Here is a 25,875-nt window from a genome sequence, read left to right on the forward strand (position 1 = left end):
ATGCCATAATGCAGGAAACACCATTGCAGGAAATGCACTAATGATTGATGCCGGAAATATCAGCATTCGCGCGCTGCTGATCTTTATCGCGGTTTATGAATCGCAGAATTTCTCCGTGGTTGCGCGCAGGGAAGGGATCTCCGCTTCACAGGTTTCACGTGTCATCCACCAGCTTGAGGACGCGCTTGGCCAGCAGCTTTTTTATCGCAACACGCGGGCCGTGATACCGACGGAAAGCGGGCATCTTTTCATTCGCTACGCCCGGACGATGGCGGGAAGTCTTGAAGAGGCGCGCCGGGAGCTGGATGAGAGGTCTATCGAGCCAACGGGCCTGATTCGCATTAACTGCCCGGTATTTTTTGGACAGCGGCACGTTGCTCCCGGCCTGGCGGGACTGTCGGCGCGCTACCCCCGGCTCACCCTGGATTTGACGCTCACCGATGATTTTATCGATCCGCATCGGGATGCCGCCGACGTGCTGTTCCGCATCGGCACGCTGACGGACTCCTCGTTTCACGCGCGGGTGCTCGGGCAGCAGCTTTATCATCTGGCGGCGTCGCCGTCCTACCTGCGACAGCACGGCGCGCCTGATGGGCCGGAGGACCTGACGCAGCACAGCTGCCTGGTGTATCGCGGATCGTCCGGGCCTAACCGCTGGCTTATTCGCCGCCCTGATGCGCCATGGGTTCACTATCCCGTTGCGCCGCTGATGACGTCCAACAACGCCGAAACGCTGCTGATTGCCGCGCTGGGGGGGATGGGGATCGTACTGTTCCCCGACTGGCTGGTGAGTGAAAGGCTAAAAAGTGGCGAGCTGGTGTCGTTCCTGCCGGAGCATGAATGCGGGATCAACACGGAGCCGCAGACCATCGCGGCAATTTACCCGAACGCGCGTCATCCGCCCCTTAACGTCAGGGCGGTGATTGATTATTACGTGGAACTGTTCGGCACGCCGCCGTACTGGCAGCGTGAACGTTAGCGGGTGAGTTCCTTGCGGATAATCTCCGCACCAGCGCTGAGCGCCTTCAGCTTGCCGTTGGCAACCTGGCGGGAGAGCGGGGCCATACCGCAGTTGGTGGACGGATACAGCCTGTCGGCATCGACAAACTGCAGCGCTTTGCGCAGCGTATCGGCCACTTCCTCCGGCGTTTCGATGTGGTTCGTCGCCACGTCGATCGCTCCGACCATGACTTTTTTACCGCGGATCAGCTCCAGCAGATCCATCGGTACGCGGGAGTTATGGCACTCCAGGGAGATGATGTCGATGTTAGAAGTCTGCAGCTTAGGGAAGGCCTCTTCATACTGTCGCCATTCTGAGCCGAGCGTTTTTTTCCAGTCGGTATTGGCTTTGATGCCGTAGCCGTAGCAGATGTGTACCGCGGTTTCGCACTTCAGCCCTTCGATTGCGCGCTCCAGCGCGGCGATGCCCCAGTTGTTGACCTCGTCGAAGAAGACGTTAAACGCAGGCTCGTCGAACTGGATGATATCGACCCCGGCGGCTTCCAGCTCGCGCGCTTCCTGATTCAGGATTTTTGCAAATTCCCAGGCCAGCTTTTCGCGGCTTTTGTAGTGATCGTCATAGAGGGTATCGATCATGGTCATCGGCCCCGGCAGGGCCCATTTGATCGGCTTGTCCGTGAGCTGGCGCAGGTACTTTGCATCGTCCACGAATACCGGCTTCTGACGCGCAACGGCAGAAACCACGGTGGGCACGCTGGCGTCATAGCGGTTACGAATGCGCACGGTCTGGCGGTTTTCAAAATCGACGCCGCTCAGGTGTTCAATAAAAGTGGTGACGAAGTGCTGGCGGGTCTGCTCGCCGTCGCTGACGATATCAATGCCCGCACGGATCTGCTCGTCCAGAGACAGGCGCAGGGCATCCTGTTTACCCGCCAGTAATTCATCATTCTGGAGTTTCCACGGTGACCACAGCGTTTCAGGTTGCGCAAGCCAGGTTGGCTTAGGCAGGCTGCCAGCCGTAGAGGTCGGGAGCAATGTTTTCATAATAAAAGACCTTTTTTTGATGAATTAAAGCGTGTAGTTATCAGACCACTGCTCAAGAATATGTTGGTAAGGCTTAATGAAATACGCTTCGGTAAATCGGCCCTGTTCAATCGCCAGTCGGCTTCGCTCTTCGCGGTCATACACAATTTTGGTTAATGAATGATCCTGCTGGTTCAGATCCGGGCGGTAGTACAGACCCGCCGCCGAGTTCGCGTTATAGATTTCCGGACGGTAGATTTTCTGGAATGTTTCCATGGTGCTGATGGTGGCGATCAGTTCCAGATCGGTGTAATCGTTCAGCAAGTCCCCGGTGTAGAAGAAAGCGAAGGGTGCCACGCTGTTTTCCGGCATGAAATAGCGAACATTCAGGCCCATTTTGGCGAAGTACAGTTCCGTTAACGACTCGCCGTCCGGCGCGTACTCCATACCCAGCACCGGATGCTGGTTACCGGTACGGCGGTAGGTGTCTTTGCTGGAGACGCTCAGGCAAATCACCGGGCCCTTTCTGAAGTTCTCTTTGTATTCCGGCGAATTCATAAAATGACGGAAGATATTGCCGTGAAGTTCGCCAAACTTTTCCGGAACAGTGAAGTGCTGCTGATTCTTATTGTGTTCCAGCAGCAGAACGCTGAAATCATAGTCCCGTACGTAAGAGGAGAAGTTATTCCCGACAATCCCTGCAATGCGCTGGTTATTTTTTTTGTCGACAATGTACGTCTGCAAAACCTCAATGGCCGGGAATGACTTTTCCGCGCCTATGTTCAGGTCGACGGAGATGATTTCAAGCTCAACCGCGTAGCGATCGGCGTTTGGATTATCCCAGCGCGCTAAAGCGTTGAAGCGGTTGTTGATCATCACCAGCGTATTGCGCAGGTTTTCCTGACGTTTTTCCCCGCGCGCCAGGTTGGCAAAGTTGGTGGTCGTACGCGTATTTTCGGACGGGTTGTAATTCTCATCGAAGCAACTGCGCTTAAGGGTATAGGTGAAAGCTTTGCTCATTGTGGTTGTGCATCCTAAGTTCATGTTGCTAAGAAGTTACTAATGCATAATTTATGCCTGAGCCCGCGGCGAAGGGGAAGTGACTTAATTTCAATGCAACATGAGCGAAGTTCATGAACGGTATTGCGCACAGACTGGAGAGGGAAGTGAGAGAGTAAGGGGCATTGAGCCCCTTAGCGTTATGCTGTAGGACGTTCGTTCCAGGCGTCGCTGTGCATGATGTTCCCGTCGACGATGCGCCAGGTGATTTTTTCATATTGCAGGCTTACGCTTTTGATCACACTTTATTCAGGGCGAACCAACCGTGTTTTGAGGATGCCAGGAGTGAAATAACTCTTTAGCTGAGCGGGTAGCAAAGCAGGCATTGCTATTGTTCTTCCTTCTTCGTCGCAAAATTCGACAAGATAGCCCAGTGTCGGGGTATCGAAAACCATAACAATCGTACCAACAGCCCCTTTTACCAGTCCTTCATCCGGTAAATCTTCGTCTAAAACCACAACGTCTAATTCGGCTCTTTTCATTTTTGTTTTCTCATTTAACGAATATCGATAATGGCGTGTTCAGCGTTCAGCAACGTACCGCTCTCAGATGTGAAACCTTTTACATATGGACTTTCTAGCGCGGGTATTTTACTGAGACCCGATATTTCATCTATTTCGCTTAAAGGGCTCAACCTGCTCATTGTTAATCCTGCCACAACGGAGGCGCCCGTAATGATTAACCCTTTATTGTTCATGATTTGATCGTAACCGGCTGAAGCATGCCCACCAAGCTGTTGCGCGGTTTTATGAAAACCCTCAATATTGCCGTTATACACACCACCAGCAGCGAGCAGTCGGCCCACAGCTTTACTATTCAGCGTTTTCCCCGATGGTGCTGTTGTTGGTCCGTAATAATCATAATGCATCCGTTGAGTGGGAGCAGGCTTCCTGCCTTGTCGATCGGCAATAACGTGCCGGTAGGCACTCATGATTTCGTCCTTATACCATGAATGCCAGGATGAGGCTGTAAGGGTAAACATCAGATCGCCGTTGTCGTCGATGTAAAATGGATTCCTGTCGCTGCTCCAGCGCCTGGAGGTATCTACTCCAACAAGCCAGCCAATTTGAAGTTCGCGTTCTACTTGATCATAAATGGGATCTGCGTAGCTGCATTGCCGTCGTTCATATGGTTTTTGATGTGGAGATATGCTGTATTTTCTTTTGGGAAGACCAAAAGAGAGGCTATGACCGTTTGCTTCATAAGACAGATCATAATGTATACACGCCTCTTTCAGCGAACCTGCTGGCGTGAGAATGTATTGAAAATCTTCAGGGTTTAATTGCCGTGTTAAATCATGTGACCGGTAGAGTCGGAACATGCGGAATCCTTATCGTTAAGCATCATTCTTCCTTTTAAGGGCATATTTTTTCTTCATACTCTTAATAATAAAAAACAGCATACGGCTGAAGCGATAACAATTATTCAATCCACATCATATTCACGAACAGCTCTTTTTTTTTAAGAAAATGACCTGGCAATTTTTAACCACTCTTCATGCATTAACGAGAGTAGATACTGTATGAATAATGAGCCTGACTCAGCGAACAAAACGGTGCGCCTACTTCTCTGGCACACGCTCCGCAATTCCCGCTATAATCCCCAAAATTTCCAACCGGTTTAGAAACAATCATGACAAAACTCACCCTCCAGGAGCAGATGCTGAAAGCGGGCCTGGTCAGCAGTAAGAAAGCGGCGAAAGTGCAGCGCACGGCAAAGAAATCGCGCGTTCAGGCGCGTGAGGCGCGTGAAGCGGTAGAAGAGAACAAGAAAGCGCAGATCGAGCGTGACAAGCTGCTGAGCGAGCAGCAAAAGCAGGCCGTGCTCGCAAAAGAGTTTAAAGCCCAGGTGAAGCAGCTGATCGAGATGAACCGCATCACCGTGGCGAAGGGCAACATCACCTTTAACTTCACCGACGGTAATCTGATCAAAAAAATCGAGGTCGACAAGCAGACGCAAACTCAGCTGATCAACGGCCGTCTGGCGATTGCGCGCCTGGTGCTGAATGCAAACGGTGACTGTGAGTACGCGATTATCCCGGCGGTGGTGGCCGATAAAATTGCCCAGCGTGATGCCGACAGCATTGTTCTTAACAGCGCGCTCAGCCAGGAAGAGCAGGACGAAGACGATCCGTACGCGGACTTCAAAATCCCTGACGATTTGATGTGGTAAAACGCATTCAGAACGGGGCGGCGTGACGGGCGTTAACCGGCTCTCCGCTCACGGGATGAATAAAATTCAACTCGCTGGCATGCAGCATCAGCCGGGACGTCGTTTCGACGCCTGGCCATTCAAGACCGCCATACAAATCGCAGCCCAGAATAGGGTGCCCCAGCTGCTGGCAGTGGATGCGCAGCTGATGGGTTCGCCCGGTTTCCGGCGTAAGTACCACCCGCGTTAACGGCACGCCCGTTCCCTGATAAAAACGTTCAATAACCCAGTAGCGGGAGCGCGCTGGTTTACCCGTGACGGCGCAGATCGACATCAGCGGGAACAGCGCCGGGTCTTTGGCAATCGGCGCGTCTATTATTCCTTCGTCATTTTCCAGATGCCCGCAAAGCAGGGCACTGTAAACTTTCTCCACGCTGCGCTGGCTGAACTGCTGACAGAGCGCCGCGTTGATGGCTTTATCGCGCGCAACCACCATCAGCCCGGAGGTGCCGAAATCCAGACGGTGTACCAGCGTGCAGCCGGGGAACGTCTGGACCAGACGATAATGGACAGAATCGATGTTTTGCGGGTTTTTGCCCGAGAGGCTGAGCAGGCCAGAAGGCTTATTAATCAGCAGCAGATGTTCATCCTGCCAGAGGATCTCAATGTCGTCGTGACACGGTGGGGCAATAAAGGAATCGATAATCGCAGACATCAGGCCGCCCGGCTGGAGAGTGGGAGCGGATGATAACGAAATGCGGAGGAAAAGAAAAACCCTCCCACCGGGCGGTGAGAGGGGGAAATCTTACGCGGCTACCAGGCTGTCGATGGCGGCTTTCGCATCGGTCTGCGCTTTGGTCGCCACTTCCGGACCGTAAGCGATACCTTCCGCGAACACGAAGTTCACGTCAGTGATGCCGATGAAGCCCAGGAACAGGCTCAGGTACGGCGCAACCAGGTCAGTTGGGGTATCTTTATGGATACCGCCACGGCTGGTCAGAACGATGGCACGCTTGCCTTTCACCAGACCTTCCGGGCCGTTCTCGGTGTAACGGAAGGTTACGCCAGCGCGCGCCACCAGGTCGAAGTAATTCTTCAGCTGGGTAGGGATGTTGAAGTTGTACATTGGCGCGTTGATGACGATAACGTCGTGCGCCTGAAGCTCAGCAATCAGCTCGTCGGACAGGGCCAGGGCTTCCTGCTGACGCGGAGACAGCGGCGCATCGCTCGGACGCAGCGCGCCAACCAGCTCGCCGTCGAGCACAGGAATCGGGTTTGCCGCCAGGTCACGCACGGTGATTTCATCCGCAGAATGCTGTTCACGCCACTGTTCAACGAAGTAATCAGACAGCTGACCAGACTGAGAGTACCCTGCCAGAATACTGGATTTCAAAACTAATACTTTGCTCATGGGTGATTCCTGTTTTTGCATTTGATTGAAGGGGGTTGCCCCGTTGCTTGTTGACACTTTATTCACAATCCTGCCACAGGGATAGCGCAATATATCGAAGTCTATGTTCGAATTTTTTGAATAAGGCGCTAAAAGCCCGGATGTGGTACTCTATATCAATCATTAAAAAGAGATTTTATCCGGCAGTGCACTGCCCGTTAACGCTATGACAGAACAACAAAAATTAACCTTCCCGATGCTCCTGCAACAGCTGGATTCACTGATGCTGCGCGATAAACAGCGCTTTGCGCGCCGTCTGCACGGGGTGAAGAAGGTTAAAAATCCTGATGCACAACAGGCCATTTACCAGGAGATGGCGAAAGAGATTGAACAGGCGGCTGGGAAGGTTGTGCTGCGCGAAGCCGCGCGCCCGGCGATTACCTACCCGGAAAACCTCCCCGTCAGCCAGAAAAAACAGGATATCCTTGAGGCCGTCCGCGACCACCAGGTGGTGATTGTCGCGGGGGAAACCGGGTCGGGGAAAACCACCCAGCTGCCGAAGATCTGTATGGAGCTGGGGCGCGGGGTGAAAGGGCTGATTGGCCACACCCAGCCGCGTCGTCTGGCCGCGCGCACCGTGGCGAACCGTATCGCGGAAGAGCTGCAAACGGAGCCGGGCGGCTGCATCGGTTATAAGGTGCGATTCAGCGACCACGTCAGCGATAACACCATGGTCAAGCTGATGACCGACGGTATTCTGCTGGCGGAAATCCAGCAGGATCGCCTGCTGATGCAGTACGACACTATCATTATCGATGAAGCGCACGAGCGCAGCCTGAACATCGACTTCCTGCTCGGCTACCTGAAAGAGCTCCTCCCGCGTCGCCCGGATCTGAAAATCATTATTACCTCCGCGACCATCGACCCGGAGCGCTTCTCAAAGCATTTCAACAATGCGCCGATTATCGAGGTGTCAGGCCGCACGTATCCCGTGGAAGTGCGCTATCGCCCGATTGTAGAAGAGGCGGATGATACCGAGCGCGATCAGCTTCAGGCCATCTTCGATGCCGTTGACGAGCTGGGCAACGAAAGCGCGGGCGACATCCTGATCTTTATGAGCGGCGAGCGCGAAATTCGCGATACCGCCGATGCGCTCAGCAAGCGCGACCTGCGCCACACCGAGATCCTGCCGCTTTACGCGCGCCTGTCGAACAGCGAGCAGAACCGCGTGTTCCAGCCGCACGGTGGACGCCGCATCGTGCTGGCGACCAACGTGGCCGAGACCTCGCTGACCGTGCCGGGCATTAAATATGTCATCGACCCGGGCACGGCGCGCATTAGCCGCTACAGCTACCGCACCAAGGTTCAGCGCCTGCCGATTGAGCCGGTCTCGCAGGCGTCCGCTAACCAGCGTAAAGGCCGCTGCGGCCGCGTGTCGGAAGGGATCTGTATTCGTCTCTATTCCGAAGATGATTTCCTGTCGCGCCCGGAATTTACCGACCCGGAAATTCTGCGCACCAACCTGGCGTCCGTTATCCTGCAGATGACCGCGCTGGGGCTGGGCGACATCGCGGCGTTTCCGTTCGTCGAAGCGCCGGACAAGCGCAACATTCAGGACGGCGTGCGCCTGCTGGAAGAGCTGGGCGCGATTACCACCGACGAACAGGTGACGGCCTATAAGCTGACGCCGCTGGGCCGCCAGCTCAGCCAGCTGCCGGTCGATCCGCGTCTGGCGCGCATGGTGCTGGAAGCGCAAAAGCACGGCTGCGTGCGCGAGGCGATGATCATTACGTCTGCGCTCTCCATTCAGGATCCGCGCGAGCGCCCGATGGACAAACAGCAGGCGTCTGACGAAAAGCACCGTCGCTTCCACGATAAAGAGTCTGATTTCCTGGCCTTTGTGAACCTGTGGAACTACCTCGGCGAGCAGCAGAAAGCGCTCTCTTCGAATCAGTTCCGCCGCCAGTGCCGCGTGGATTTCCTCAACTACCTGCGCGTGCGCGAGTGGCAGGATATCTACACCCAGCTGCGCCAGGTGGTGAAAGAGCTGGGCATTCCGGTGAACAGCGAACCGGCGGAGTACCGCGAAATTCATATCGCGCTGCTGACCGGCCTGCTGTCCCATATCGGGATGAAGGATGCGGATAAGCAGGAATATACCGGCGCGCGCAACGCCCGTTTCTCCATCTTCCCGGGTTCCGGCCTGTTCAGGAAGCCGCCGAAGTGGACCATGGTCGCCGAGCTGGTGGAAACCAGCCGCCTGTGGGGGCGCATTGCCGCGCGCATCGATCCGGAATGGGTCGAGCCGGTGGCTCAGCACCTGCTGAAACGCTCGTACAGTGAACCACACTGGGAGCGCGCGCAGGGCGCGGTGATGGCGACCGAGAAGGTGACCGTTTACGGCCTGCCGGTGGTCGCCGCGCGTAAGGTCAACTATAGCCAGATTGACCCGGCGCTCAGCCGCGAGCTGTTTATCCGCCACGCGCTGGTGGAGGGCGACTGGCAGACGCGCCACGCGTTCTTCCGTGAAAACCTGAAGCTGCGCGCCGAGGTGGAAGAGCTTGAGCACAAATCCCGCCGCCGCGACATTCTGGTGGACGATGAGGCGCTGTTTGAGTTTTACGACCAGCGCATCAGCCACGACGTTATCTCTGCCCGCCACTTCGACAGCTGGTGGAAAAAGGCCAGTAAAGAGACGCCGGACCTGCTCAACTTTGAAAAGAGCATGTTGATTAAGGAAGGAGCGGAGTCGGTCAGCAAGCTCGACTACCCGAACTTCTGGCATCAGGGCAACCTCAAGCTGCGTTTGACCTATCAGTTTGAGCCGGGCACGGACGCGGACGGCGTGACCGTCCACATTCCGCTGCCGCTGCTGAACCAGGTGGAGGAGAGCGGGTTCGAGTGGCAAATTCCCGGCCTGCGCCGCGAGCTGGTGATTGCACTGATCAAATCCCTGCCGAAACCGGTGCGCCGAAACTTTGTGCCTGCGCCAAACTATGCGGAAGCATTTTTAGGCCGCGTCACGCCGCTGGAGATGCCGCTGCTGGACGCGCTTGAGCGCGAGTTCCGCCGCATGACCGGCACCACCATCGACCGCGAAGACTGGAACTGGGATCAGGTGCCCGATCACCTGAAAATCAGCTTCCGCGTGGTGGACGACAAAAACAAAAAGCTGCAGGAAGGCCGTTCTCTGACGGAGCTGAAAGAGGCGCTGAAAGGTAAAGTCCAGGAGACGCTCTCTGCGGTGGCCGATGACGGCATTGAGCAGAGCGGGCTGCATATCTGGAGCTTTGGTCAGCTTCCGGAAAGCTATGAGCAGAAGCGCGGCAACTATAAGGTCAAAGCCTGGCCCGCGCTGGTGGACGAGCGCGACAGCGTGGCGATCAAACTGTTTGATAACCCGCAGGAACAGCAGCAGATGATGTGGCGCGGGTTGCGTCGCCTGCTGCTGCTCAACATCCCGTCGCCGATCAAGTATCTGCACGAGAAGCTGCCGAACAAAGCCAAGCTGGGGCTCTACTTTAACCCGTACGGCAAGGTGCTGGATCTGATTGACGACTGCATCTCATGCGGCGTCGACAAGCTGATCCACGAGGCGGGCGGCCCGGTCTGGACGGAAGAGGGCTTTGCTCAGCTGCATGAAAAGGTGCGCGCGGAGCTGAACGACACCGTGGTGGAGATAGCCAAACAGGTCGAGCAGATCCTCACCGCCGTGTTCAATATCAACAAGCGCCTGAAGGGGCGCGTGGATATGACCATGGCACTGGGGCTGTCGGACGTGAAGGCGCAGATGGCGGGACTGGTTTACCGCGGCTTTGTTACCGGCAATGGCTTCAACCGTCTCGGCGATACGCTGCGTTATCTGCAGGCAATTGAAAAACGGCTGGAGAAGATGGCTATCGATCCGCACCGCGATCGCGCACAGATGCTGAAAGTGGAGAGCGTGCAGCAGGCGTGGCAGCAGTGGTTAAACAAGCTGCCGCCAGCTCGCCGCGACGATGAAGACGTGCAGGCGATCCGCTGGATGATCGAGGAGCTGCGCGTCAGCTTCTTTGCCCAGCAGCTCGGTACGCCGTATCCGATTTCGGATAAGCGTATTCTGCAGGCGATGGAGCAGATTTCCGGTTAAACCCTTGCCCGGTGGCGCTGCGCTTACCGGGCCTACGGGAGAACTGGTAGGCCCGGTAAGGCGTAGCCGCCACCCGGCTGGTTATTGTTCTACAATCGCCAGCGTAAACCCATCCCAACCCTTAATCCCCACCGTTTGCAGCGCGGTGGCGGTTAAGCGGGGGGTATCTCCAGTCATCTCAATAAAACGCCGCACGCCCAGCACGCGCGCGTCGTCGCTTTCCCCGTTAATGACCTCGCCGTCGCGCACCACGTTATCGCCGATAATCACCGTACCCGGGCGGGAGTAGTGCAGCGACCACTCCAGATAGCCGGGATTGTTCGGCTTATCGGCATCAATAAAGATCAGGTCAAACGGCAGAACGTCGCCGAAATTCTCCAGCGACTTCAGCGCCGGGCCTTCTATTAATTCAATACGATCGCTTAGCCCCGCGAGGCGAATATTCTGGCGGGCAACATCGGCATGCGTCGGGTCAGCCTCAAGCGTAATCAGCTTTCCGTCCGGCGGCAGGGCGCGCGCCATCCAGATTGAGCTATAGGCACCCAGCGTCCCGATCTCAAGAATGCGTCTTGCCTGCGTCATGCGCACGAACAGCGCCAGCAGTTGCCCCTGATTGGCGGCGACATCGTGTTCAGGTAACCCGGCGCGTTTGTTGTTTTCAAGAACCTTCTCAAGAACCTCATCCTCAGGGATAAGCGAAGAAATCATGTAATTATCTACTGCAGACCATTGTTGTTGCATAGATTGACTCCTTGTGGGATTACCGGATGCGAAATGTACGCCCGGTAAGCGAAGCGCCACCGGGCAGGTTTTCAGGCACTGACCCAGCCCCCGCCCAGCGCCTTATACAAATCAATCTGCGCCAGCAGCAGGTTATTTTTCACCTGCACGACGCTGGTTTGCACCGAGAACAGCGTGCGCTGCGCGTCCAGCACGTCAAGATAGGAGGAGTAGCCGTTGCCATAGCGGTTCTGCGCAATGCGCAGCGTCTCCTGCGCCACATCCTGCTGGGCAAGCAGCTCCGTCAGCTGTTCCTGATAGCGCGTAATAGCGTCAAGGCTGTTGTTCACTTCGGCAAACGCGTTACGCACGGTTTTTTCATACGCATATAGCGCCTGGTTACGCTGGGACTGGGAAATATCCACCTGCGCATTCAGCGCCTGGCGGTTAAGCAGCGGGGCGAGAATACTGCCGCCTGCGCTCCAGAGCTGAAGCGGGTTGTCCAGCAGGCCGGAAAGGGTGCGATCCTGTATCGATCCGGTTGCGGTCAGGTTGATCGACGGCAGCAGGCTGGCGTGTGACGCGGCAAGCGAGGCGTCAGCCGCAACCAGCTGTCGTTCAGCCTGAACGATATCCGGCCGACGGTTCAGGAGCGTGGAGGGCAGCTGCGACGGCAGGGTGAGCGGCGTCAACGTTTCAAAACTTTTGCTGCGCACCACCGCGCCGGGGTTGCTTCCCAGCAGCAGGCTCAGGGCGTTCTCCTGCTGCGCAATCTGATGCTGCAGCACCGGCACCTGCGCTCGCGTTGAGCGCAGTTCGGAATCCGACTGCATCAGCTCCAGGCGCGAGCTGTAGCCCGTCTCAAACTGGCGTTTCGCAAGGTTAAATGCCTCTTCACGCGCTTTCAGCGTCGATTCGGTCACCCGCAGTTGCTCGTCAAGCGAGAGCAGGGTGACATACCCGGACGCAACGGACGACGCGACCGTCAAATCTGCGGCGGCGGCAGCGGCTTTTTGCGCTTCCAGCGAGGCCTCCGCGGCATTGGACGTACTGCGGTTGACGCCCCAGAGATCAACGTCATAGCTCGCCGTCAGGCTACCTCTGTACAGCGTGCCGTAGACCGGTAGCCCGGTGGCGGCAGATTGCGAACGGGCGCGCGTTCCGGTTACGCCCGCGTCAAGCGACGGAAACAGGCTGCCGTCGGCGGCAAAGACCCGCGCCTGATACTCGTTTATCCGCTCGCGGGCGATCAGCACATCGCTGTTGTTCTTCAGCGCCCGATCCACATACCGGTTAAGATTGTTGTCATGGAAATTGCGCCACCAGAGCTGTTCCGCCGGGCTGGCAGGGCCGGAATCGGCGCGCCACTGCGCAGGGATGTGCAGCGTCGGCTGCGCCGGTTTTACGTCGACGGACTGGCATCCGGCCAGCGTTACCGCCAGCACCAGCGCGGCTATCGGGCGGAGGGTCATGGCTTCGCCTCCCGCGTATCAATCGTCACCTGCACCGACATGCCCGGGCGCAGCAGCGCAGACTCTTCAGGCTTGCCGAGCACCTCGATGCGCACCGGAATACGCTGGGCGATTTTGACAAAGTTCCCGGTGGCGTTGTCCGGCGTGATGGCGCTGAACTCAACGCCGGTAGCCGGGGAGATGCTCTCTACGCGGCCCTGATACGCTTTGTCGTTCAGGGCATCGACGGTGAATTTCACCGGCTGACCGACGCGCAGCTCCGCCAGCTGGGTCTCTTTGATATTGGCGATCACCCAGTGTTGCGACGGAACCAGCGTTGTCAGATGTGTTCCGGCGGTGACATACGCGCCAAGACGCACGGCGATCTGGCCCAGCTGGCCGTCGCGCGGGGCGATAATGCGGGTGTTTTGCAGGTCAATCTGCGCCAGCTCCAGCGCCGCTTTGGCGTTTTCGACGTCCGCCTCCAGCGCCCCGCGGTTCACAATCACCGTCTGCAGATCCTGACGCGACATCTCAAGCGTGGCTTTCGCCTGATCGATATCCGCGCTGCCCTGGGCCGCACTGGCCAGCGCGGCATCGCGTTCGCGAATGGAGAGCGAACCGTCAGCCGTCAGATCCTTCACGCGCTTTAAATCCGCCTGGGTTTTCAGGCTCTGGGCGCGGGCATTTTTCAGCGCGGCTTCATTTTTGGCGATGGTCGCTTCGGCACTTTTACGCTGCTGCAGGTTGTTATTGAGGGCGGCAATTTTCATCGCCAGCTGCGCCTCGGCCTGATGGACGCGCTGACGATAAATACGGTCATCAATCTGCAGCAGCAGGTCGCCTTTTTTAACTTGCACAAAGTCCTGAACCTTCACCTCGGTGATATAGCCATTCACCTGAGGGCTGATAAACGTCGTCTGACCGCGCACGTAGGCGTTGTCGGTAAACTGCGCGTGGCGGGTGAACGGCGGTAGCTGCCACGCGTAGAGGATCACCAGCACGCCGACAATACCGATGGCGGCGGCGGTGAAAACGGAAACAATGCGCACATTTTTGCGGGTGTTGGCCTGCTCTTTGGCGGCATCCTGCTGACTCATACATTCTCCAGAAATATTACAATTATTTGTTGCCGGTGGCGTTCTTCAGCGCCATACGGGCAGTGATGCGCAGGCGCAGCAAGCGCCATAAAATCCAGACCAGCGTGGCGGCTGCAATGCTCGCCGTCAGCAGATAAGTATCGTTGTAAGCCAGAATATTCGCCTCCAGCGTGGTGACCGTTTGCAGCTGCGTTATCGCCTGCGTTCCCAGCAGCGAACTGTCGCCAATCAGGCTTTTATACATCTGGGTATAAAGCTGAATCCGCTCGTTGACCAGCGGGTTGAGCGTGGTGAGCTGGTCTGCGAGCAGGCTGGAGTGGTATTTCTCGCGCCAGGTCTGGAAGGTGCCGAGGATCGCGGAACCCAGCAGGCCGCCAAGGTTCTGGCTCATGCCAAACATCACTGAGAAGCTGACGAGGTTGCGCGGGTCGGCAATCACCCCGCCAATGGCGGCCAGCATGGCTGGCGCCAGGAAGAAGGCGCTGCCAAAGCCCAGCAGGAACTGGCTGACCATCAGCTGATCAGGACGGGTCAGGTTATTGGACTGGCTGTCCAGCAGCGAGGCCACAATCATCAGCGCCAGAGAGGTGATGATTGGCCACGCCAGTTTGGTAGGCTTAATCGTGAGACAGCTGGTGACGATCCCGCAGACGATCCCGGCGAAAATGGACCACGCCAGGTGGGTCATCTGCTCATTCTGTAACCCAACATACTGCAGCCAGCCGATGACGCCGGTGTTTTGCTCTGCCAGCACGATACGGATCAGCAGCATAATGAGCCCCAGACGGACGATGCTGCCGCTCGACAGCCAGCGGGTGTTCAGCAGCGGGTTGGCGCGGTTATGTTCAAACACGATGGCGGAAACAATCAGCACCAGCGATAGCGCCAGCGACCAGCCGATCCACGGCGCCTCGAACCACCAGTCAAGACGGCCTAACGAGAGCACGGCGCAGAGCAGGGCCATCCCGGGGGCCAGTAAAAAGAAGGTGATAAAGTCTTTCTTCTCAAAGACCTTGCGTCGGTCACCCGGCGGCAGCTTTAAGGCGATTACGCAGGCCAGGGAGATCAGCGCCAGCCCCAGTTCAAAGAAATAGAGGCCACGCCACTCGTCCAGCTGGAGAAGTTCGGTGGAAAACAGGCGCGCCAGCGGAATGGCGAGCGACGACCCGGTAATCCCGATGGTGAGCGCCTTCAGGCGGTGCTTCGCAGGCCAGGCCTGGATCTGGTAGTAAATCCCCAGCGAACTGAGCGCTGCGGCCACCATCCCGTGCGCGGCGCGCACCATCAGCGCGGAGCTGAGGTCGTTAACGAACAGGTGGAAAAACGTGACCAGCACGTACAGCACCAGAAAACCTTCGGTGAAGGCGCGCAGTCCGTACTGCTGGCGGAACTTGACCAGCAGCAGGTTGATGGAGATGTTGGTCATGACGTAGACCGCGGGCAGCCAGGCGATTTCAGTCGACCAGGCCCCGAAGGTTCCCTGCAGGTTTTGCAGGTTGGCGGTCACCACCGCATTACCCAGCGCCCCCGTCAGGCACACCAGCAGGCCAACCACGCCGTAGGCAATGCGTTTTGGCGTACTGTGTTCGGGTGTGGAGGGCGAACCCAGCAGGGCGGGTTTCTCATGTGGCTGCCACTCGCGAGGAGCATAAGGGTCGCGTTCGGGCAGGCGCATAACGTCGGTTACCTTAGAAAAGTGGAATAATTAGCAGGCTGGGGATTCTACGTCTGCCGCAAAAGATAATTCAAGTGAATATGATTTATGTATGTTAATCAAATGTTGAGGGAAAAGTTTAAGGAAAAAGAGCGGCCCGAGGTCGCCGTTGTGTTGAGAAACTGAAGCCGCTACCCTGAAGGGACAGAGAGGAGGAGTTCACCATGGATCAGACCCATTTCCCCATCCTGCCGGATGCCACGCTGGCGGCCATCAATACTGTCGGTGAATGGCTGGCGCAGGACGACCTGAGCGGCAGCCGGCAACTCCCGGACATTGACGCGGTAATTCTGGCAGGAAACGCGGTGATCCCGACCATCGACGCCGCCTGCCGTATTGCCGCGATGAAAGAGGTGCCGCTGCTGATTAGCGGTGGCATTGGCCATTCGACCACGTTTTTATATGAGGCTATCCGCCATCACCCGCGATATCACACCGTACCGGTCGACGGGCGATCGGAAGCGCGTATTCTTGCCGACATTGCGCGGGAGTTCTGGCAGATCCCCGAGGCGCGCCTGTGGATTGAAGACGGATCCACCAACTGCGGTGAAAACGCGCGTTTTAGCTGGAACATGCTGAAACAGCACCAGCAGACTGGTGGACGCATGCTGGTGGTGCAGGACCCGACGATGCAGCGCCGCACGATGGCGACCTTTGCCCGCGTGTGCCGCGATGAGCCCGCCTCACCGCAGTGGATAAGCCATCCCGGGTTTACGCCGATGCTGCAAAACGGCAAAGAGTGCATGGAATTTATCGGGGGCAACGCCGGGCTGTGGCCCGTTGAGCGCTACCTTTCACTGGTTCTGGGTGAGCTGCCGCGGCTGTATGATGACGTTAACGGCTATGGCCCGGCCGGGCGTGATTATATCGCTCACGTTGCCTTTCCGGAGGCGGTGACTGCCGCGTGGAAACAGCTACAGCAGGATCCTGTCCTGAAGAGCGCACGTAAAATAATTTAGGCACGGAACAATCCCCTCGCCCCTTTGGGGAGAGGGTTAGGGTGAGGGGGGGGTGGAAATCACAGCGCCGCAAACTTATCCAGCGTGCGCACCAGTTGGGTAACGAAACCGTACTCGTTGTCATACCACGCGACGGCTTTCACCAGCTGTAGCTCGCCCGCTTCAGACACCTCGGTCTGGGTGGCGTCAAATACCGAGCCATAATGCGAGCCAATCACATCTGAAGAGACAATCTCGTCATCGGTATACCCGAACGATTTATTCCCCTGGGTCGCCTTTTTCAGCGAGGCGTTGATCTCCTCGACGGTCACTTTCTTGCCCAGAATCGCGACCAGTTCGGTCACGGAGCCGGTTTTAACCGGCACGCGCTGCGCGTGGCCTTTGAGCTTACCGCTGAGCGCCGGGATCACCAGCCCGATAGCTTTTGCCGCACCGGTGGTATGCGGAATAATATTTTCTGCCGCCGCCCGCGAGGCGCGGAGATCTTTCCCGCGCGGGCCATCTACCAGCGCCTGGGTGCCGGTATAGGCATGAATGGTGGTCATGGTGCCCACTTTAATTTCAAACGCGTCGTTCAGGGCTTTTGCCAGCGGGGCGAGGCAGTTGGTGGTGCAGGACGCGACGGAGATAATGGTATCTGCGGCGTCAATGGTGTCGTCATTCACGCTATAGACGATGGTCTTCATGTCGCCCGCCGGCGCTGAGATCAGCACCTTCTTCGCGCCGGCATCGAGGTGCGCCCGCGATTTCTCTTCTGAGGTATAAAAGCCGGTGCACTCCACGACGATATCCACGCCAGCGGCTTTCCACGGTATATGCTTCGCCTCTTTTTCGGCGTACACCGCAATGGTTTTACCGTCCACAATCAGCGCATCCTCGGTGAAATCCACGCTCCACGGGAAGCCACCGTAGTTGGAATCATGCCTGAGCAGGTAGGCCAGGACTTTCGGGGAGGTGAGATCGTTGATGGCGACAACGGTGTTGCTGTCCTGGGTTTCAAGAAGGCGGCGCAGTACAAGGCGTCCAATGCGTCCAAATCCGTTAATACCAATTTTACTCATAGCATTCTCCTGGTAAATGTGTCGATACGACCGTTTGAACTCATCCAGGCTTAGACCATCACGGGAAGGGCGGCAATTGAAGATGCTTCATACGGGAGGAAGTAATTGAAAAACCATACAGAAAAGTTAATGAATTTTTAAGGAAAGGAGATTATGTTGGCGCGGTAACTGTTTTTTTTCAGGAAATCCCATGCGCACTAAATATACAAGCCTGCAAATCGCGATTCACTGGCTGGTGTTTATGTTAATCGTCGTCGCCTACTGCGCGATGGAGTTCAGAGGCTTTTTCCCGCGTACCGACCGCCCGCTTATCAACATGATCCACGTCTCCTGCGGCATCTCGGTTCTGGTGTTGATGGTGGCGCGATTGCTGATCCGCCTGAAGTTTCCCGCTCCACCTATTCAGCCGAAACCCAAAGCGATGATCACCGGTATGTCCCACCTTGGGCATTTGATCGTTTATCTGCTTTTTATTGCGCTGCCGCTGATTGGCATTGTGATGATGTATAACCGCGGAAATGACTGGTTTGCCTTCGGGATGCTGATGCCGCACGCGGCGGAGGGGAATTTTGACCTGGTGGATGTGCTGAAAGAGTGGCACGAGACGCTGGCGAACCTGGGCTATTTTGTGATTGGCCTGCACGCGGCGGCGGCGCTGATGCATCACTATTTCTGGAAAGATAACACCCTCCTGCGCATGATGCCGAAAAAGCGTCAGTAGTCTATAACGCTTGCCGGGTGGAGCAGCGCCACCCGGCTTGTTTTTTAACCCAGCAGAGCATGCTCCTCAGCCGTTAACGCCAGCGTCTGCGTCGCACCCGTATCCGACGATTTCACCGCCGCTTCCAGCACGGCCATGACCGCTAGCGCCTCGACAGGGTGAACGGGATTGGTGATTTTCCCGAGCAACGCATCACGTACGTTGATGTAATACTGGCGCTGATCGCCCTTCGGTGTCGTTATCGTCTGCGGTTCGCCGTTAGCGCCAAAGAACACCATGCTGTCGTCGTCTTCACCCCAGGCTTCACTGCCGGGGATCACGCCAGCAAGCAGTTGCGCCTCCTGCTGATCGATTCTGGCTTTCACCACGCTCCCTTTATCTCCGTGGACGGAAAAGCGTGCCGTACCGCCAGCCACCAGCATGCTGGCGTGCAGAACCACCTTATGTTCCGGGTAATTGAGGACCACGTGCGCCCAGTCATTCACCTCTGCGCCGTCGCGCAGCGTCGCGATATTGCCCTGAACCGACTGCGGCAGGCCAAAGATCTGAAGCGTCTGGTCAATCAGGTGCGGACCAAGGTCAAACCACAGGCCGCTGCCGGGCACGTTCTGCTCGCGCCAGCGCACGCGGACTTCCGGGCGGAAGCGGTCAATATGCGACTCCAGGTGCTTAACCTTGCCGAGCGTGCCTTGCTCAATAATCTGTTTAATGCCGAGGAAATCGCTGTCCCAGCGGCGGTTGTGAAAGACGGAAAGCAGAAGCTGCTTTTCATCCGCCAGCGTAATCAGGTCGCGGGCCTCCTGCATGTCGAGGGTAAAGGGCTTATCCACGACGACATGCTTACCTGAGTTCAGGGCCAGCGTCGCCAGCGGCGCGTGCGTGGCGTTAGGGGAAGCAATCACCACCAGGTCGATATCAGGGTGTTGAATGGCTTCTTCCGGCGTGGCTACCACCAGTACGTCCGGCAGATCGCGTTTGACCTTCTCTTCATCACGAGAAGAGACCACCGCCAGCTTAAGCCCATCCACGGACTGGATCAGCGGGGCATGGAAGGTTTTACCGACAAAACCATACCCGATCAGCGCAATGTTAATTGTTTTAACTGTACTCATGACCTTCTCCACGTTATTGCGCGCACACCGTGACCTGCAATGCGCTATGGTCCCCAAGCTCAGGCCAGGGACGATCTAAAAAGAGTTGTTGAATGTCAGATAACCCGGAAACCAGATACGGTTCGCAGCGGTTAACTTTCAGATGATCGGCGACGATCCAGTGCGCATGGCTTGCCGCCAGCATCGCGCGCTTAACCTCGGCATCCGCTTCTTTACCGGCACTCAAACCGAGTTCGGCATGAATAGCACACGCCCCAAGAATGGCGATGTCTGCCCGGTAGCGGGACAGCAGCGACAATGTGGCGCTTCCGGCAAACAGGCGCTGCTTCGGGTCCCATTTTCCGCCGAGCAGGATCAGCTCAATATCTTCGCGGTCACTAAAATGCTGGGCGATATCCAGCGAAGTGGTGATCACGGTGTGAGGTCCCTGAAGAAAAGTGGCGACGGCCATCACCGTGCTGCCGGCATCCAGAAACAGGGTGGAACCGGATGGAATCGCCTGCGCGACCTGCTTACCTAAACGCTGTTTGGTTTCCGGCAGGAGCGTGTTGCGGTTATGACGATTCATGGCGGAAAGATTCAGCGCGATAGCCCCGCCGTGGTTCTTCTGCGCCAGACCCTGGTTTTCCAGGTCGGTGAGATCCCGACGGATGGTATCCGCTGACACCTGCAGCTTGTCTGCCAGGTCGGTGATGCTGGCCTGGCCTTGCTCACTGAGGAGGTCAAGAACATAGCGTTGACGCGCGGTTTTGTGCATGGGCAGCAATCCTGCAAAATGTCGCAATAGTTTGCATAATACAGCATTTTGACGCAGAGGGAAGAGGGCTGACAGGGGCAAGATGCAGGAGGATGAATCAGATGAGGAATGATTTCGGTGATATTAAGGAAATATCGGAATAAATGGAGAGGGAAAATAAAGCCCCGAAGGGCTGAAGTTATTTACGTCCCAGCAGCAGACCGAGAACAATACCCACTGCACCGGCAGCAATCAGCCCGGTTAGTGGATTATTTCTGACCGCTTCCGTCACATCAGAAACGGCATCGCTGGCCTGAGCAGCATATTTTTTAGCAGCACCTTTAACCTGATGTTTTGGTGAATCAACGAATTCACCAAACTGCTGCTGCGCTGAACCTGCAAGTTCATCAAATTTATTTTTTGCTTTGTCTTCAGCAAATTGCGTGTTTTTATCAGTATCGAAATCAGACATTTTGGCCTCCTTTTGTAGATACATAAAGGATAGCCTCTCTCGGAAAAGATGAGAGGCGAAACGCTAAATTACGGGGCAAATACGCCTGTTTTCAGATATATCTCCATGTCAGGAGCGCGTTATTTGTCGTTCTCATCCTGACCGTAATAGAGTTTGCCGATCCGGATAAGCGGACGGCTCTGAGATTTACGGTGCAGGTTACTGTCCCGAAGGGAATATACGCAGCCGCAATACTCCTGCTGGTAAAACTGTTCCCGCTTGCTGATCTCAATCATGCGTGAGGAGCCGCCCTGTTTGCGCCAGTTATAGTCCCAGTAGACCATGCCCGGATAGTGGGCCGCTGCACGCTGGCCGCAGTCATTGATCTGCTGCATATTCTTCCAGCGGGAGATCCCCAGCGAGCTGCTGATAACGCTAAAACCATTCTCTGCCGCATAAAGCGCGGTGCGCTCGAACCGCATGTCAAAGCACATGGTGCAGCGGACGCCGCGCTCGGGTTCCCACTCCATGCCTTTCGCGCGTTCAAACCAGTTATCGGTGTCGTAGTCGGCATCGACAAACGGCACGCCGTGTTTTTCGGCAAAACGAATGTTTTCCTCCTTACGGATGAGGTATTCCTTTTGCGGATGGATGTTGGGGTTATAGAAGAAAATGGTGTAATCAATGCCCGAAGCCTGAATCGCTTCCATGACTTCACCGGAGCAGGGGGCGCAGCAGGAGTGCAGCAGAAGTTTATCAGCGCAGTTCGGCAGGGTGAGTTGCGGGCGGATGAAGGGAGTTGTACTCATGTTGTTCTACAATATGTTAATGAAATTTATGGAATTGTAGCACAAGTTATCAGTCTCTTCAGACTGTACTGATGGGAACGGAAGATCCCGCCTGGTCGGGATCCTCGCGCTGAGCGGCGCCGCTATTCGGCAAATTTGAGCAGCGCTTCGCCGTCAAGACGGTAGCGTACCCATTCGGGCTGCGGCAGCGCGCCGATGCTCAGGTAAAAATCAATGGCGGGCTGGTTCCAGTCCAGCACGCTCCATTCAAGGCGGCCACACTGCCGTTTTACCGCGAGCTGTGCGATATGTTTCAGCAGCGCTCTGCCCGCGCCTTTACCGCGATACGCCGGGGAAATGTACAGGTCTTCCATATAAATCCCGTTGCGTCCAAGCCAGGTCGAATAGCTGGTGAAGAATACGGCATAGCCGACGATCTTGCCTTCAAATTCCGCGATCAACGCCTCGGTTTTACTGCCCGCCCCAAAGAGGGTTTCCCGGATCTCTTCCGGCGTGGTTACCACCTCATCAGGTGCTTTTTCATATACCGCCAGCTCATAGATCATGGCGTAAATGGCTGCGGCATCTTCGGGACGGGCCTGACGAAGGGTTATGCTCATTGTTTTTCCTGTTTTTTTGCATCTGTTTCGATTGATGGCGTCAAGCATACGGAGTATTGTCCGAAGAATTAAGTGCAATGAAATCAACAAATGATGAATATTATGCATCCGGCGCTGAAACGTCTTGATTTAAACCTGCTGCCCGTTTTTGACGCCATTTACCGCCACCGTTCGGTTCGCCTGGCAGCCGACGAGCTGGCCATGAGCACTTCAGCACTGAGCCATGCGTTGTCGCGTTTGCGCACGACCCTCAACGATCCGCTCTTTTTTCGGGAAGGGCATCGTATGTCCCCCAGCGTGTATGCCGCTCAGCTTGCGCCTTCCATTGCTTCCGCACTGTCGTTTCTGAATCATGAGTTGACCCCGCAGCCGGAGTTTGACGCGGCCAGCAATACTGAAAGCTTACAAATTGGAATTACGGACTTTACCGCGCTGTGCATTTTCCCAGCGCTGATGCACAAACTGCAGCTTGCTGCCCCTGGGTTGCGTTTCGAATTGCGCTATCTGCCGCACAGCCCGGCGCTGACGGAACTGCTGGCGGGCGAAGTGGATCTCGCGCTGGGGTTCAGCACCCAGGATGATATCCGTCATCCGGAACTGGAAGAGATCGACTGGTTTAAAGATGAGTATGTGGTCATCAGCAACGCGCGTCGGACACGGTTGACGCTGAAGGATTACCTCGCTGCCCGACACCTGGTGGTGACGCCGTGGAATGAGAAGCAGGGCGTTCTTGACGTGCGGCTTGAGCAGCTGGGCTATACCCGCCAAATCGCGATCAAAACGCCGTCGATGCTCAGCGCGCCGTTTATCGTTGCGGAAAGCGACCTGCTGATGGCGATTCCTCGTTATGCCGCAGAGAAACTGATTGCGGCAGCGGAACTGAGGATTTTTCCTTTACCGTTTTCGATACAACCTTTTGAAGTGAAAATTTACTCGCATAAGCGCAGCGGTCAGCGGGGCGCAACCCGCTGGCTTAAAGAAGCGCTGCAGGTGCTGGCGCAGCAGGGGGAAAATTGATTAATGACATAGGCTATCTGAGTGATGCCCCGCGCTGCCGCAAGCAATCGACAGGCGCGCGGGGACCGTAACTGATAGGTTTCAGTGGGTATCTCAGTAAAATATATGTTAAGCATGCGGTCCCTGTAATGAGGGGGACAGCGGATCAAAAAGTTAATTCATTAAATGATTAGCTATTGCGGGGAACTCTTATTATCAAAGGCGTTGTCTCAAATCCGTGCGGGCATTTGCGCGCATTGCAATGCTCAGCATATGAGCAGTCTTCTGAATCCGGTTCTTTATTAAAAGGACAGGCCATTTTGTTTTTTATTTCGTGCCACAGGTTCTCATTGTATGGCGAGACGTTATAAAGGGTTATTTGGTTAAACACACCATTTACAAAAATTCCATTTTTTGCTGCATGTATTCTGTCTCCGGGCAAAAGATAGATGTCACTCTCGTACCAAATTATTAATCTTAATAATTTTAAACCCACTATGTGCGAATAAACGACGCCTGTGTTAGGACAAATGACAGAACTTAATACTCGCCACGACATCATGCTTTTCTCCATCCATAAGATATTTTTACCTGGATTTAGGTTTAGCACGTGATGAGACATCGATCAATATTGTAACTCATTGATATTGATCGTTATTTTAAAGTTCTCTGCTTTTTATCTATATATAACAATGATTTGCGAAACATGGTTTTGATAATTGTTATGAATTATTTATCAAACATGAAAAGAGGAGTGGTTTGATTTTGACCGTTTACAGATTCTGAACGCAAAAAATAACATTCCTGAGAGGGGTTTATTATTAAACAAAATTTAGTCATGGCAGAAATGATTTCATTTCAATATGTTACCAGGTTTAAAGTTTAGAAAGTTTTTTGAATTATTATCAACGCTGCTTATTGATTCACCGAATAAAGGGTACTACAGGCGCTTTTTCCTGGGTTAGCCATAGAAAAGGACTGAATTCGAATGCAGATGCCAGCATTTCAAAGAGAAATTATTCAGAATGCCTTATGTATGATTATGCTCTTCCAGAGCCTGGTTAGGTTTCTTACCGTCAACGCATCGCTATCCGAATCAAACTGTGCTGTATAGGCAAACACATTCAGGCTGATGCGTATCCAGAACGACTGTTTACATCAGGTTGCTTAAGCAGGTACCATACCCCCCTATAGTATCTCAGCGGAGGGCGTATGCCGCATTCACCCGAAGATAAAAAACGTATTCTTACCCGCGTCCGCCGCATTCGGGGCCAGGTTGATGCCCTTGAGCGCGCGCTGGAGTCGGGCGAGCCTTGTCTGGCCATTCTGCAGCAAATTGCCGCCGTGCGCGGGGCTGCCAATGGCCTGATGGGCGAAATGGTTGAAATTCACCTCAAAGATGAGCTGGTGGCGGGAGAGACCACGCCGGATCAGCGAGCCGTACGCATGGCGGAAGTCGGCCATTTGCTGCGCTCTTATCTAAAATAAACCCACACACCTGACAAAAAGGGAAGACATGATGAAATCTCGCGCAGCTGTTGCATTTGGCCCCGGCCAGCCGCTGAAAATCGTCGAAATCGACGTCGCACCGCCGAAAAAAGGCGAGGTGCTGATCAAAATTACCCATACCGGCGTGTGTCACACCGATGCGTTTACGCTTTCCGGTGATGACCCGGAAGGCGTCTTCCCGGCGGTGCTGGGTCATGAAGGCGGTGGCGTTGTGGTGGAAGTGGGCGAGGGCGTGACCAGCCTGAAGCCTGGCGATCACGTTATCCCGCTGTACACCGCAGAATGCGGTGAGTGTAAGTTCTGTAAATCCGGCAAAACTAATCTTTGCCAGGCCGTGCGCGCCACTCAGGGCAAGGGCCTGATGCCGGACGGTACCACCCGTTTCTCCTACAACGGTGAGCCAATTTATCACTACATGGGCACCAGCACCTTCAGCGAATACACCGTTTGCGCGGAGATTTCGCTGGCGAAGGTGAACCCGCAGGCGCCGCTGGATAAAGTCTGCCTGCTCGGCTGCGGTGTGACCACTGGCATTGGCGCGGTGCATAACACGGCCAAAGTCAAAGAAGGCGACACCGTGGCGGTGTTCGGTCTCGGCGGCATCGGCCTGGCGGTGATTCAGGGCGCGGTACAGGCGAAGGCCGGTCGTATCATCGCGGTCGATACTAACCCGGAGAAATTCAAGCTGGCGGGCGAAATGGGCGCGACCGATTTCGTGAACCCGAAAGATCACGAAAAACCGATTCAGGACGTCATCGTTGAGATGACCGACGGCGGCGTGGACTTCAGCTTTGAATGTATCGGCAACGTCAACGTAATGCGTTCCGCGCTGGAATGCTGCCATAAAGGCTGGGGCGAGAGCATCATCATCGGCGTGGCCGGGGCGGGTCAGGAGATCAAAACCCGTCCATTCCAGCTGGTGACCGGGCGCGTCTGGCGCGGTTCTGCGTTTGGCGGCGTGAAGGGGCGTACCCAGCTTCCGGGCATGGTTGAAGATGCGATGGTTGGAAAGATTCAGCTCGATCCGTTTATTACCCACCGTTTACCGCTGGAGCAGATCAACGAAGCTTTCGATCTGATGCACGAAGGAAAATCCATCCGTACCGTCATTCATTTCGGCGACAAGTAACTCTTCTGCCAGCGGTTTTTCGCCGCTGGCATTTCTTTAATAATCTTTACTAAAGTGTGACCAGTGCGGCGTTTTTAGCCGTAATTTAAATCTCAA

23 protein-coding genes and 3 pseudogenes are annotated in these 25,875 nt (G+C 55.6%); 8 read left to right on the forward strand and 18 right to left on the reverse strand.

Annotated features, from left to right (window positions below; translation table 11 throughout):
• Positions 1-40 precede the first annotated feature (40 nt).
• Positions 41-979 (forward strand): LysR family transcriptional regulator, encoded by a 939-nt coding sequence (locus tag D5066_RS07915; protein WP_119915579.1) that lies wholly within the window; start codon positions 41-43, stop codon positions 977-979.
• On the opposite strand, the gene D5066_RS07920 is transcribed toward D5066_RS07915, so the two are convergent.
• The 5 genes and pseudogenes from D5066_RS07920 to D5066_RS07940 all read right to left on the reverse strand — a co-directional run.
• A complete protein-coding gene (locus D5066_RS07920) occupies positions 976-2,004 on the reverse strand; it encodes a methionine synthase (protein ID WP_119915580.1) in 1,029 nt (342 codons plus the stop codon). The two genes, D5066_RS07915 and D5066_RS07920, sit on opposite strands and share 4 nt — an antisense overlap.
• Before the next feature lie 24 nt (positions 2,005-2,028).
• On the reverse strand, positions 2,029-3,003 hold the full coding sequence (locus D5066_RS07925) for a DUF1852 domain-containing protein (protein WP_119915581.1): 975 nt from the start codon (positions 3,001-3,003) through the stop codon (positions 2,029-2,031).
• A 179-nt stretch (positions 3,004-3,182) separates the two neighbouring features.
• Positions 3,183-3,281: pseudogene (locus D5066_RS07930) on the reverse strand (type VI secretion system tube protein Hcp); the annotation flags it as partial.
• 18 nt (positions 3,282-3,299) lie between these two features.
• A pseudogene (locus tag D5066_RS23045) lies at positions 3,300-3,524 on the reverse strand (DUF4926 domain-containing protein); the annotation flags it as partial.
• Positions 3,525-3,547: 23 nt separating this feature from the next.
• A pseudogene (locus tag D5066_RS07940) lies at positions 3,548-4,363 on the reverse strand (DUF8093 domain-containing protein); the annotation flags it as partial.
• 311 nt (positions 4,364-4,674) lie between these two features.
• On the opposite strand from D5066_RS07940, the gene D5066_RS07945 reads away from it, so the two are divergent.
• The gene (locus tag D5066_RS07945) at positions 4,675-5,214 is read left to right on the forward strand and encodes a DUF2058 domain-containing protein (protein WP_028013071.1); all 540 of its coding nucleotides are present in this window, start codon (positions 4,675-4,677) and stop codon (positions 5,212-5,214) included.
• Between the two features lie 7 nt (positions 5,215-5,221).
• On the opposite strand, the gene D5066_RS07950 is transcribed toward D5066_RS07945, so the two are convergent.
• Both D5066_RS07950 and azoR read right to left on the reverse strand, forming a co-directional pair.
• Positions 5,222-5,908 carry an RluA family pseudouridine synthase gene (locus tag D5066_RS07950; protein WP_119915582.1) on the reverse strand — a complete coding sequence of 229 codons (687 nt, stop codon included), beginning with the start codon at positions 5,906-5,908 and terminating at the stop codon, positions 5,222-5,224.
• A 90-nt stretch (positions 5,909-5,998) separates the two neighbouring features.
• Positions 5,999-6,604, reverse strand: coding sequence for an FMN-dependent NADH-azoreductase (azoR, locus tag D5066_RS07955; protein WP_008502313.1), 606 nt, complete (start codon positions 6,602-6,604; stop codon positions 5,999-6,001).
• A gap of 205 nt (positions 6,605-6,809) precedes the next feature.
• Between azoR and hrpA the strand changes: the two genes are divergently transcribed.
• The gene (gene hrpA / locus D5066_RS07960) at positions 6,810-10,712 is read left to right on the forward strand and encodes an ATP-dependent RNA helicase HrpA (protein ID WP_119915583.1); all 3,903 of its coding nucleotides are present in this window, start codon (positions 6,810-6,812) and stop codon (positions 10,710-10,712) included.
• An 81-nt stretch (positions 10,713-10,793) separates the two neighbouring features.
• On the opposite strand, the gene D5066_RS07965 is transcribed toward hrpA, so the two are convergent.
• The 4 genes from D5066_RS07965 to D5066_RS07980 form a co-directional block, all read right to left on the reverse strand.
• Complete coding sequence (locus D5066_RS07965; RefSeq protein WP_119915584.1) at positions 10,794-11,453, reverse strand: O-methyltransferase; 660 nt, start codon at positions 11,451-11,453, stop codon at positions 10,794-10,796.
• Positions 11,454-11,524: 71 nt separating this feature from the next.
• Positions 11,525-12,904 carry an efflux transporter outer membrane subunit gene (locus D5066_RS07970; RefSeq protein WP_119915585.1) on the reverse strand — a complete coding sequence of 460 codons (1,380 nt, stop codon included), beginning with the start codon at positions 12,902-12,904 and terminating at the stop codon, positions 11,525-11,527.
• On the reverse strand, positions 12,901-13,983 hold the full coding sequence (locus D5066_RS07975; protein ID WP_119915586.1) for an HlyD family secretion protein: 1,083 nt from the start codon (positions 13,981-13,983) through the stop codon (positions 12,901-12,903). The genes D5066_RS07970 and D5066_RS07975 overlap by 4 nt, the downstream gene beginning before the upstream one ends.
• Positions 13,984-14,005: 22 nt before the next feature.
• A complete protein-coding gene (locus D5066_RS07980) occupies positions 14,006-15,658 on the reverse strand; it encodes an MFS transporter (protein WP_119915587.1) in 1,653 nt (550 codons plus the stop codon).
• 203 nt (positions 15,659-15,861) lie between these two features.
• Between D5066_RS07980 and D5066_RS07985 the strand changes: the two genes are divergently transcribed.
• On the forward strand, positions 15,862-16,656 hold the full coding sequence (locus tag D5066_RS07985; protein ID WP_119915588.1) for a YdcF family protein: 795 nt from the start codon (positions 15,862-15,864) through the stop codon (positions 16,654-16,656).
• Positions 16,657-16,715: 59 nt separating this feature from the next.
• On the opposite strand, the gene gap is transcribed toward D5066_RS07985, so the two are convergent.
• Positions 16,716-17,717, reverse strand: coding sequence for a type I glyceraldehyde-3-phosphate dehydrogenase (gene gap / locus D5066_RS07990; RefSeq protein WP_119915589.1), 1,002 nt, complete (start codon positions 17,715-17,717; stop codon positions 16,716-16,718).
• Between the two features lie 190 nt (positions 17,718-17,907).
• On the opposite strand from gap, the gene cybB reads away from it, so the two are divergent.
• Complete coding sequence (gene cybB / locus D5066_RS07995) at positions 17,908-18,438, forward strand: cytochrome b561 (RefSeq protein WP_119915590.1); 531 nt, start codon at positions 17,908-17,910, stop codon at positions 18,436-18,438.
• Between the two features lie 44 nt (positions 18,439-18,482).
• On the opposite strand, the gene D5066_RS08000 is transcribed toward cybB, so the two are convergent.
• From D5066_RS08000 to D5066_RS08020, 5 genes are all read right to left on the reverse strand, one after another.
• The gene (locus tag D5066_RS08000) at positions 18,483-19,550 is read right to left on the reverse strand and encodes an oxidoreductase (RefSeq protein ID WP_119915591.1); all 1,068 of its coding nucleotides are present in this window, start codon (positions 19,548-19,550) and stop codon (positions 18,483-18,485) included.
• Positions 19,551-19,563: 13 nt separating this feature from the next.
• Positions 19,564-20,307, reverse strand: coding sequence for a DeoR/GlpR family DNA-binding transcription regulator (locus D5066_RS08005; protein ID WP_080327151.1), 744 nt, complete (start codon positions 20,305-20,307; stop codon positions 19,564-19,566).
• A 178-nt stretch (positions 20,308-20,485) separates the two neighbouring features.
• A complete protein-coding gene (locus D5066_RS08010; RefSeq protein ID WP_119915592.1) occupies positions 20,486-20,758 on the reverse strand; it encodes an ElaB/YgaM/YqjD family protein in 273 nt (90 codons plus the stop codon).
• A 119-nt stretch (positions 20,759-20,877) separates the two neighbouring features.
• Positions 20,878-21,546 (reverse strand): epoxyqueuosine reductase QueH, encoded by a 669-nt coding sequence (locus tag D5066_RS08015; protein WP_119915593.1) that lies wholly within the window; start codon positions 21,544-21,546, stop codon positions 20,878-20,880.
• Between the two features lie 122 nt (positions 21,547-21,668).
• Positions 21,669-22,145, reverse strand: coding sequence for a GNAT family N-acetyltransferase (locus tag D5066_RS08020; RefSeq protein WP_119915594.1), 477 nt, complete (start codon positions 22,143-22,145; stop codon positions 21,669-21,671).
• A 90-nt stretch (positions 22,146-22,235) separates the two neighbouring features.
• Here D5066_RS08020 and D5066_RS08025 point away from each other — a divergent pair, with 90 nt between their 5' ends.
• The gene (locus D5066_RS08025; protein ID WP_119915595.1) at positions 22,236-23,162 is read left to right on the forward strand and encodes a LysR family transcriptional regulator; all 927 of its coding nucleotides are present in this window, start codon (positions 22,236-22,238) and stop codon (positions 23,160-23,162) included.
• A gap of 169 nt (positions 23,163-23,331) precedes the next feature.
• On the opposite strand, the gene iraM is transcribed toward D5066_RS08025, so the two are convergent.
• Positions 23,332-23,763, reverse strand: coding sequence for an anti-adapter protein IraM (gene iraM / locus D5066_RS08030; RefSeq protein WP_336431796.1), 432 nt, complete (start codon positions 23,761-23,763; stop codon positions 23,332-23,334).
• Between the two features lie 590 nt (positions 23,764-24,353).
• On the opposite strand from iraM, the gene D5066_RS08035 reads away from it, so the two are divergent.
• Both D5066_RS08035 and D5066_RS08040 read left to right on the forward strand, forming a co-directional pair.
• Positions 24,354-24,629 carry a metal/formaldehyde-sensitive transcriptional repressor gene (locus tag D5066_RS08035; protein WP_080327146.1) on the forward strand — a complete coding sequence of 92 codons (276 nt, stop codon included), beginning with the start codon at positions 24,354-24,356 and terminating at the stop codon, positions 24,627-24,629.
• Positions 24,630-24,660: 31 nt separating this feature from the next.
• Entirely contained in the window at positions 24,661-25,779 is a 1,119-nt protein-coding gene (locus D5066_RS08040) for an S-(hydroxymethyl)glutathione dehydrogenase/class III alcohol dehydrogenase (protein WP_080327145.1), read from the forward strand.
• Positions 25,780-25,875: the final 96 nt, after the last annotated feature.

The sequence above is a fragment of the Enterobacter chuandaensis genome (genome assembly GCF_003594915.1).
Taxonomy (GTDB): Bacteria; Pseudomonadota; Gammaproteobacteria; order Enterobacterales; family Enterobacteriaceae; genus Enterobacter; species Enterobacter chuandaensis.

Bases quoted from the DNA above. Each gene is read 5' to 3' on its own strand.
- D5066_RS07915 (WP_119915579.1), top strand. From the start codon at position 41: ATGATTGATGCCGGAAATATCAGCATTCGCGCGCTGCTGATCTTTATC.
- D5066_RS07920 (WP_119915580.1), bottom strand. From the start codon at position 2,004: ATGAAAACATTGCTCCCGACCTCTACGGCTGGCAGCCTGCCTAAGCCA.
- D5066_RS07925 (WP_119915581.1), bottom strand. From the start codon at position 3,003: ATGAGCAAAGCTTTCACCTATACCCTTAAGCGCAGTTGCTTCGATGAG.
- D5066_RS07945 (WP_028013071.1), top strand. From the start codon at position 4,675: ATGACAAAACTCACCCTCCAGGAGCAGATGCTGAAAGCGGGCCTGGTC.
- D5066_RS07950 (WP_119915582.1), bottom strand. From the start codon at position 5,908: ATGTCTGCGATTATCGATTCCTTTATTGCCCCACCGTGTCACGACGAC.
- azoR (WP_008502313.1), bottom strand. From the start codon at position 6,604: ATGAGCAAAGTATTAGTTTTGAAATCCAGTATTCTGGCAGGGTACTCT.
- hrpA (WP_119915583.1), top strand. From the start codon at position 6,810: ATGACAGAACAACAAAAATTAACCTTCCCGATGCTCCTGCAACAGCTG.
- D5066_RS07965 (WP_119915584.1), bottom strand. From the start codon at position 11,453: ATGCAACAACAATGGTCTGCAGTAGATAATTACATGATTTCTTCGCTT.
- D5066_RS07970 (WP_119915585.1), bottom strand. From the start codon at position 12,904: ATGACCCTCCGCCCGATAGCCGCGCTGGTGCTGGCGGTAACGCTGGCC.
- D5066_RS07975 (WP_119915586.1), bottom strand. From the start codon at position 13,983: ATGAGTCAGCAGGATGCCGCCAAAGAGCAGGCCAACACCCGCAAAAAT.
- D5066_RS07980 (WP_119915587.1), bottom strand. From the start codon at position 15,658: ATGCGCCTGCCCGAACGCGACCCTTATGCTCCTCGCGAGTGGCAGCCA.
- D5066_RS07985 (WP_119915588.1), top strand. From the start codon at position 15,862: ATGGATCAGACCCATTTCCCCATCCTGCCGGATGCCACGCTGGCGGCC.
- gap (WP_119915589.1), bottom strand. From the start codon at position 17,717: ATGAGTAAAATTGGTATTAACGGATTTGGACGCATTGGACGCCTTGTA.
- cybB (WP_119915590.1), top strand. From the start codon at position 17,908: ATGCGCACTAAATATACAAGCCTGCAAATCGCGATTCACTGGCTGGTG.
- D5066_RS08000 (WP_119915591.1), bottom strand. From the start codon at position 19,550: ATGAGTACAGTTAAAACAATTAACATTGCGCTGATCGGGTATGGTTTT.
- D5066_RS08005 (WP_080327151.1), bottom strand. From the start codon at position 20,307: ATGCACAAAACCGCGCGTCAACGCTATGTTCTTGACCTCCTCAGTGAG.
- D5066_RS08010 (WP_119915592.1), bottom strand. From the start codon at position 20,758: ATGTCTGATTTCGATACTGATAAAAACACGCAATTTGCTGAAGACAAA.
- D5066_RS08015 (WP_119915593.1), bottom strand. From the start codon at position 21,546: ATGAGTACAACTCCCTTCATCCGCCCGCAACTCACCCTGCCGAACTGC.
- D5066_RS08020 (WP_119915594.1), bottom strand. From the start codon at position 22,145: ATGAGCATAACCCTTCGTCAGGCCCGTCCCGAAGATGCCGCAGCCATT.
- D5066_RS08025 (WP_119915595.1), top strand. From the start codon at position 22,236: ATGATGAATATTATGCATCCGGCGCTGAAACGTCTTGATTTAAACCTG.
- iraM (WP_336431796.1), bottom strand. From the start codon at position 23,763: ATGTCTCATCACGTGCTAAACCTAAATCCAGGTAAAAATATCTTATGG.
- D5066_RS08035 (WP_080327146.1), top strand. From the start codon at position 24,354: ATGCCGCATTCACCCGAAGATAAAAAACGTATTCTTACCCGCGTCCGC.
- D5066_RS08040 (WP_080327145.1), top strand. From the start codon at position 24,661: ATGAAATCTCGCGCAGCTGTTGCATTTGGCCCCGGCCAGCCGCTGAAA.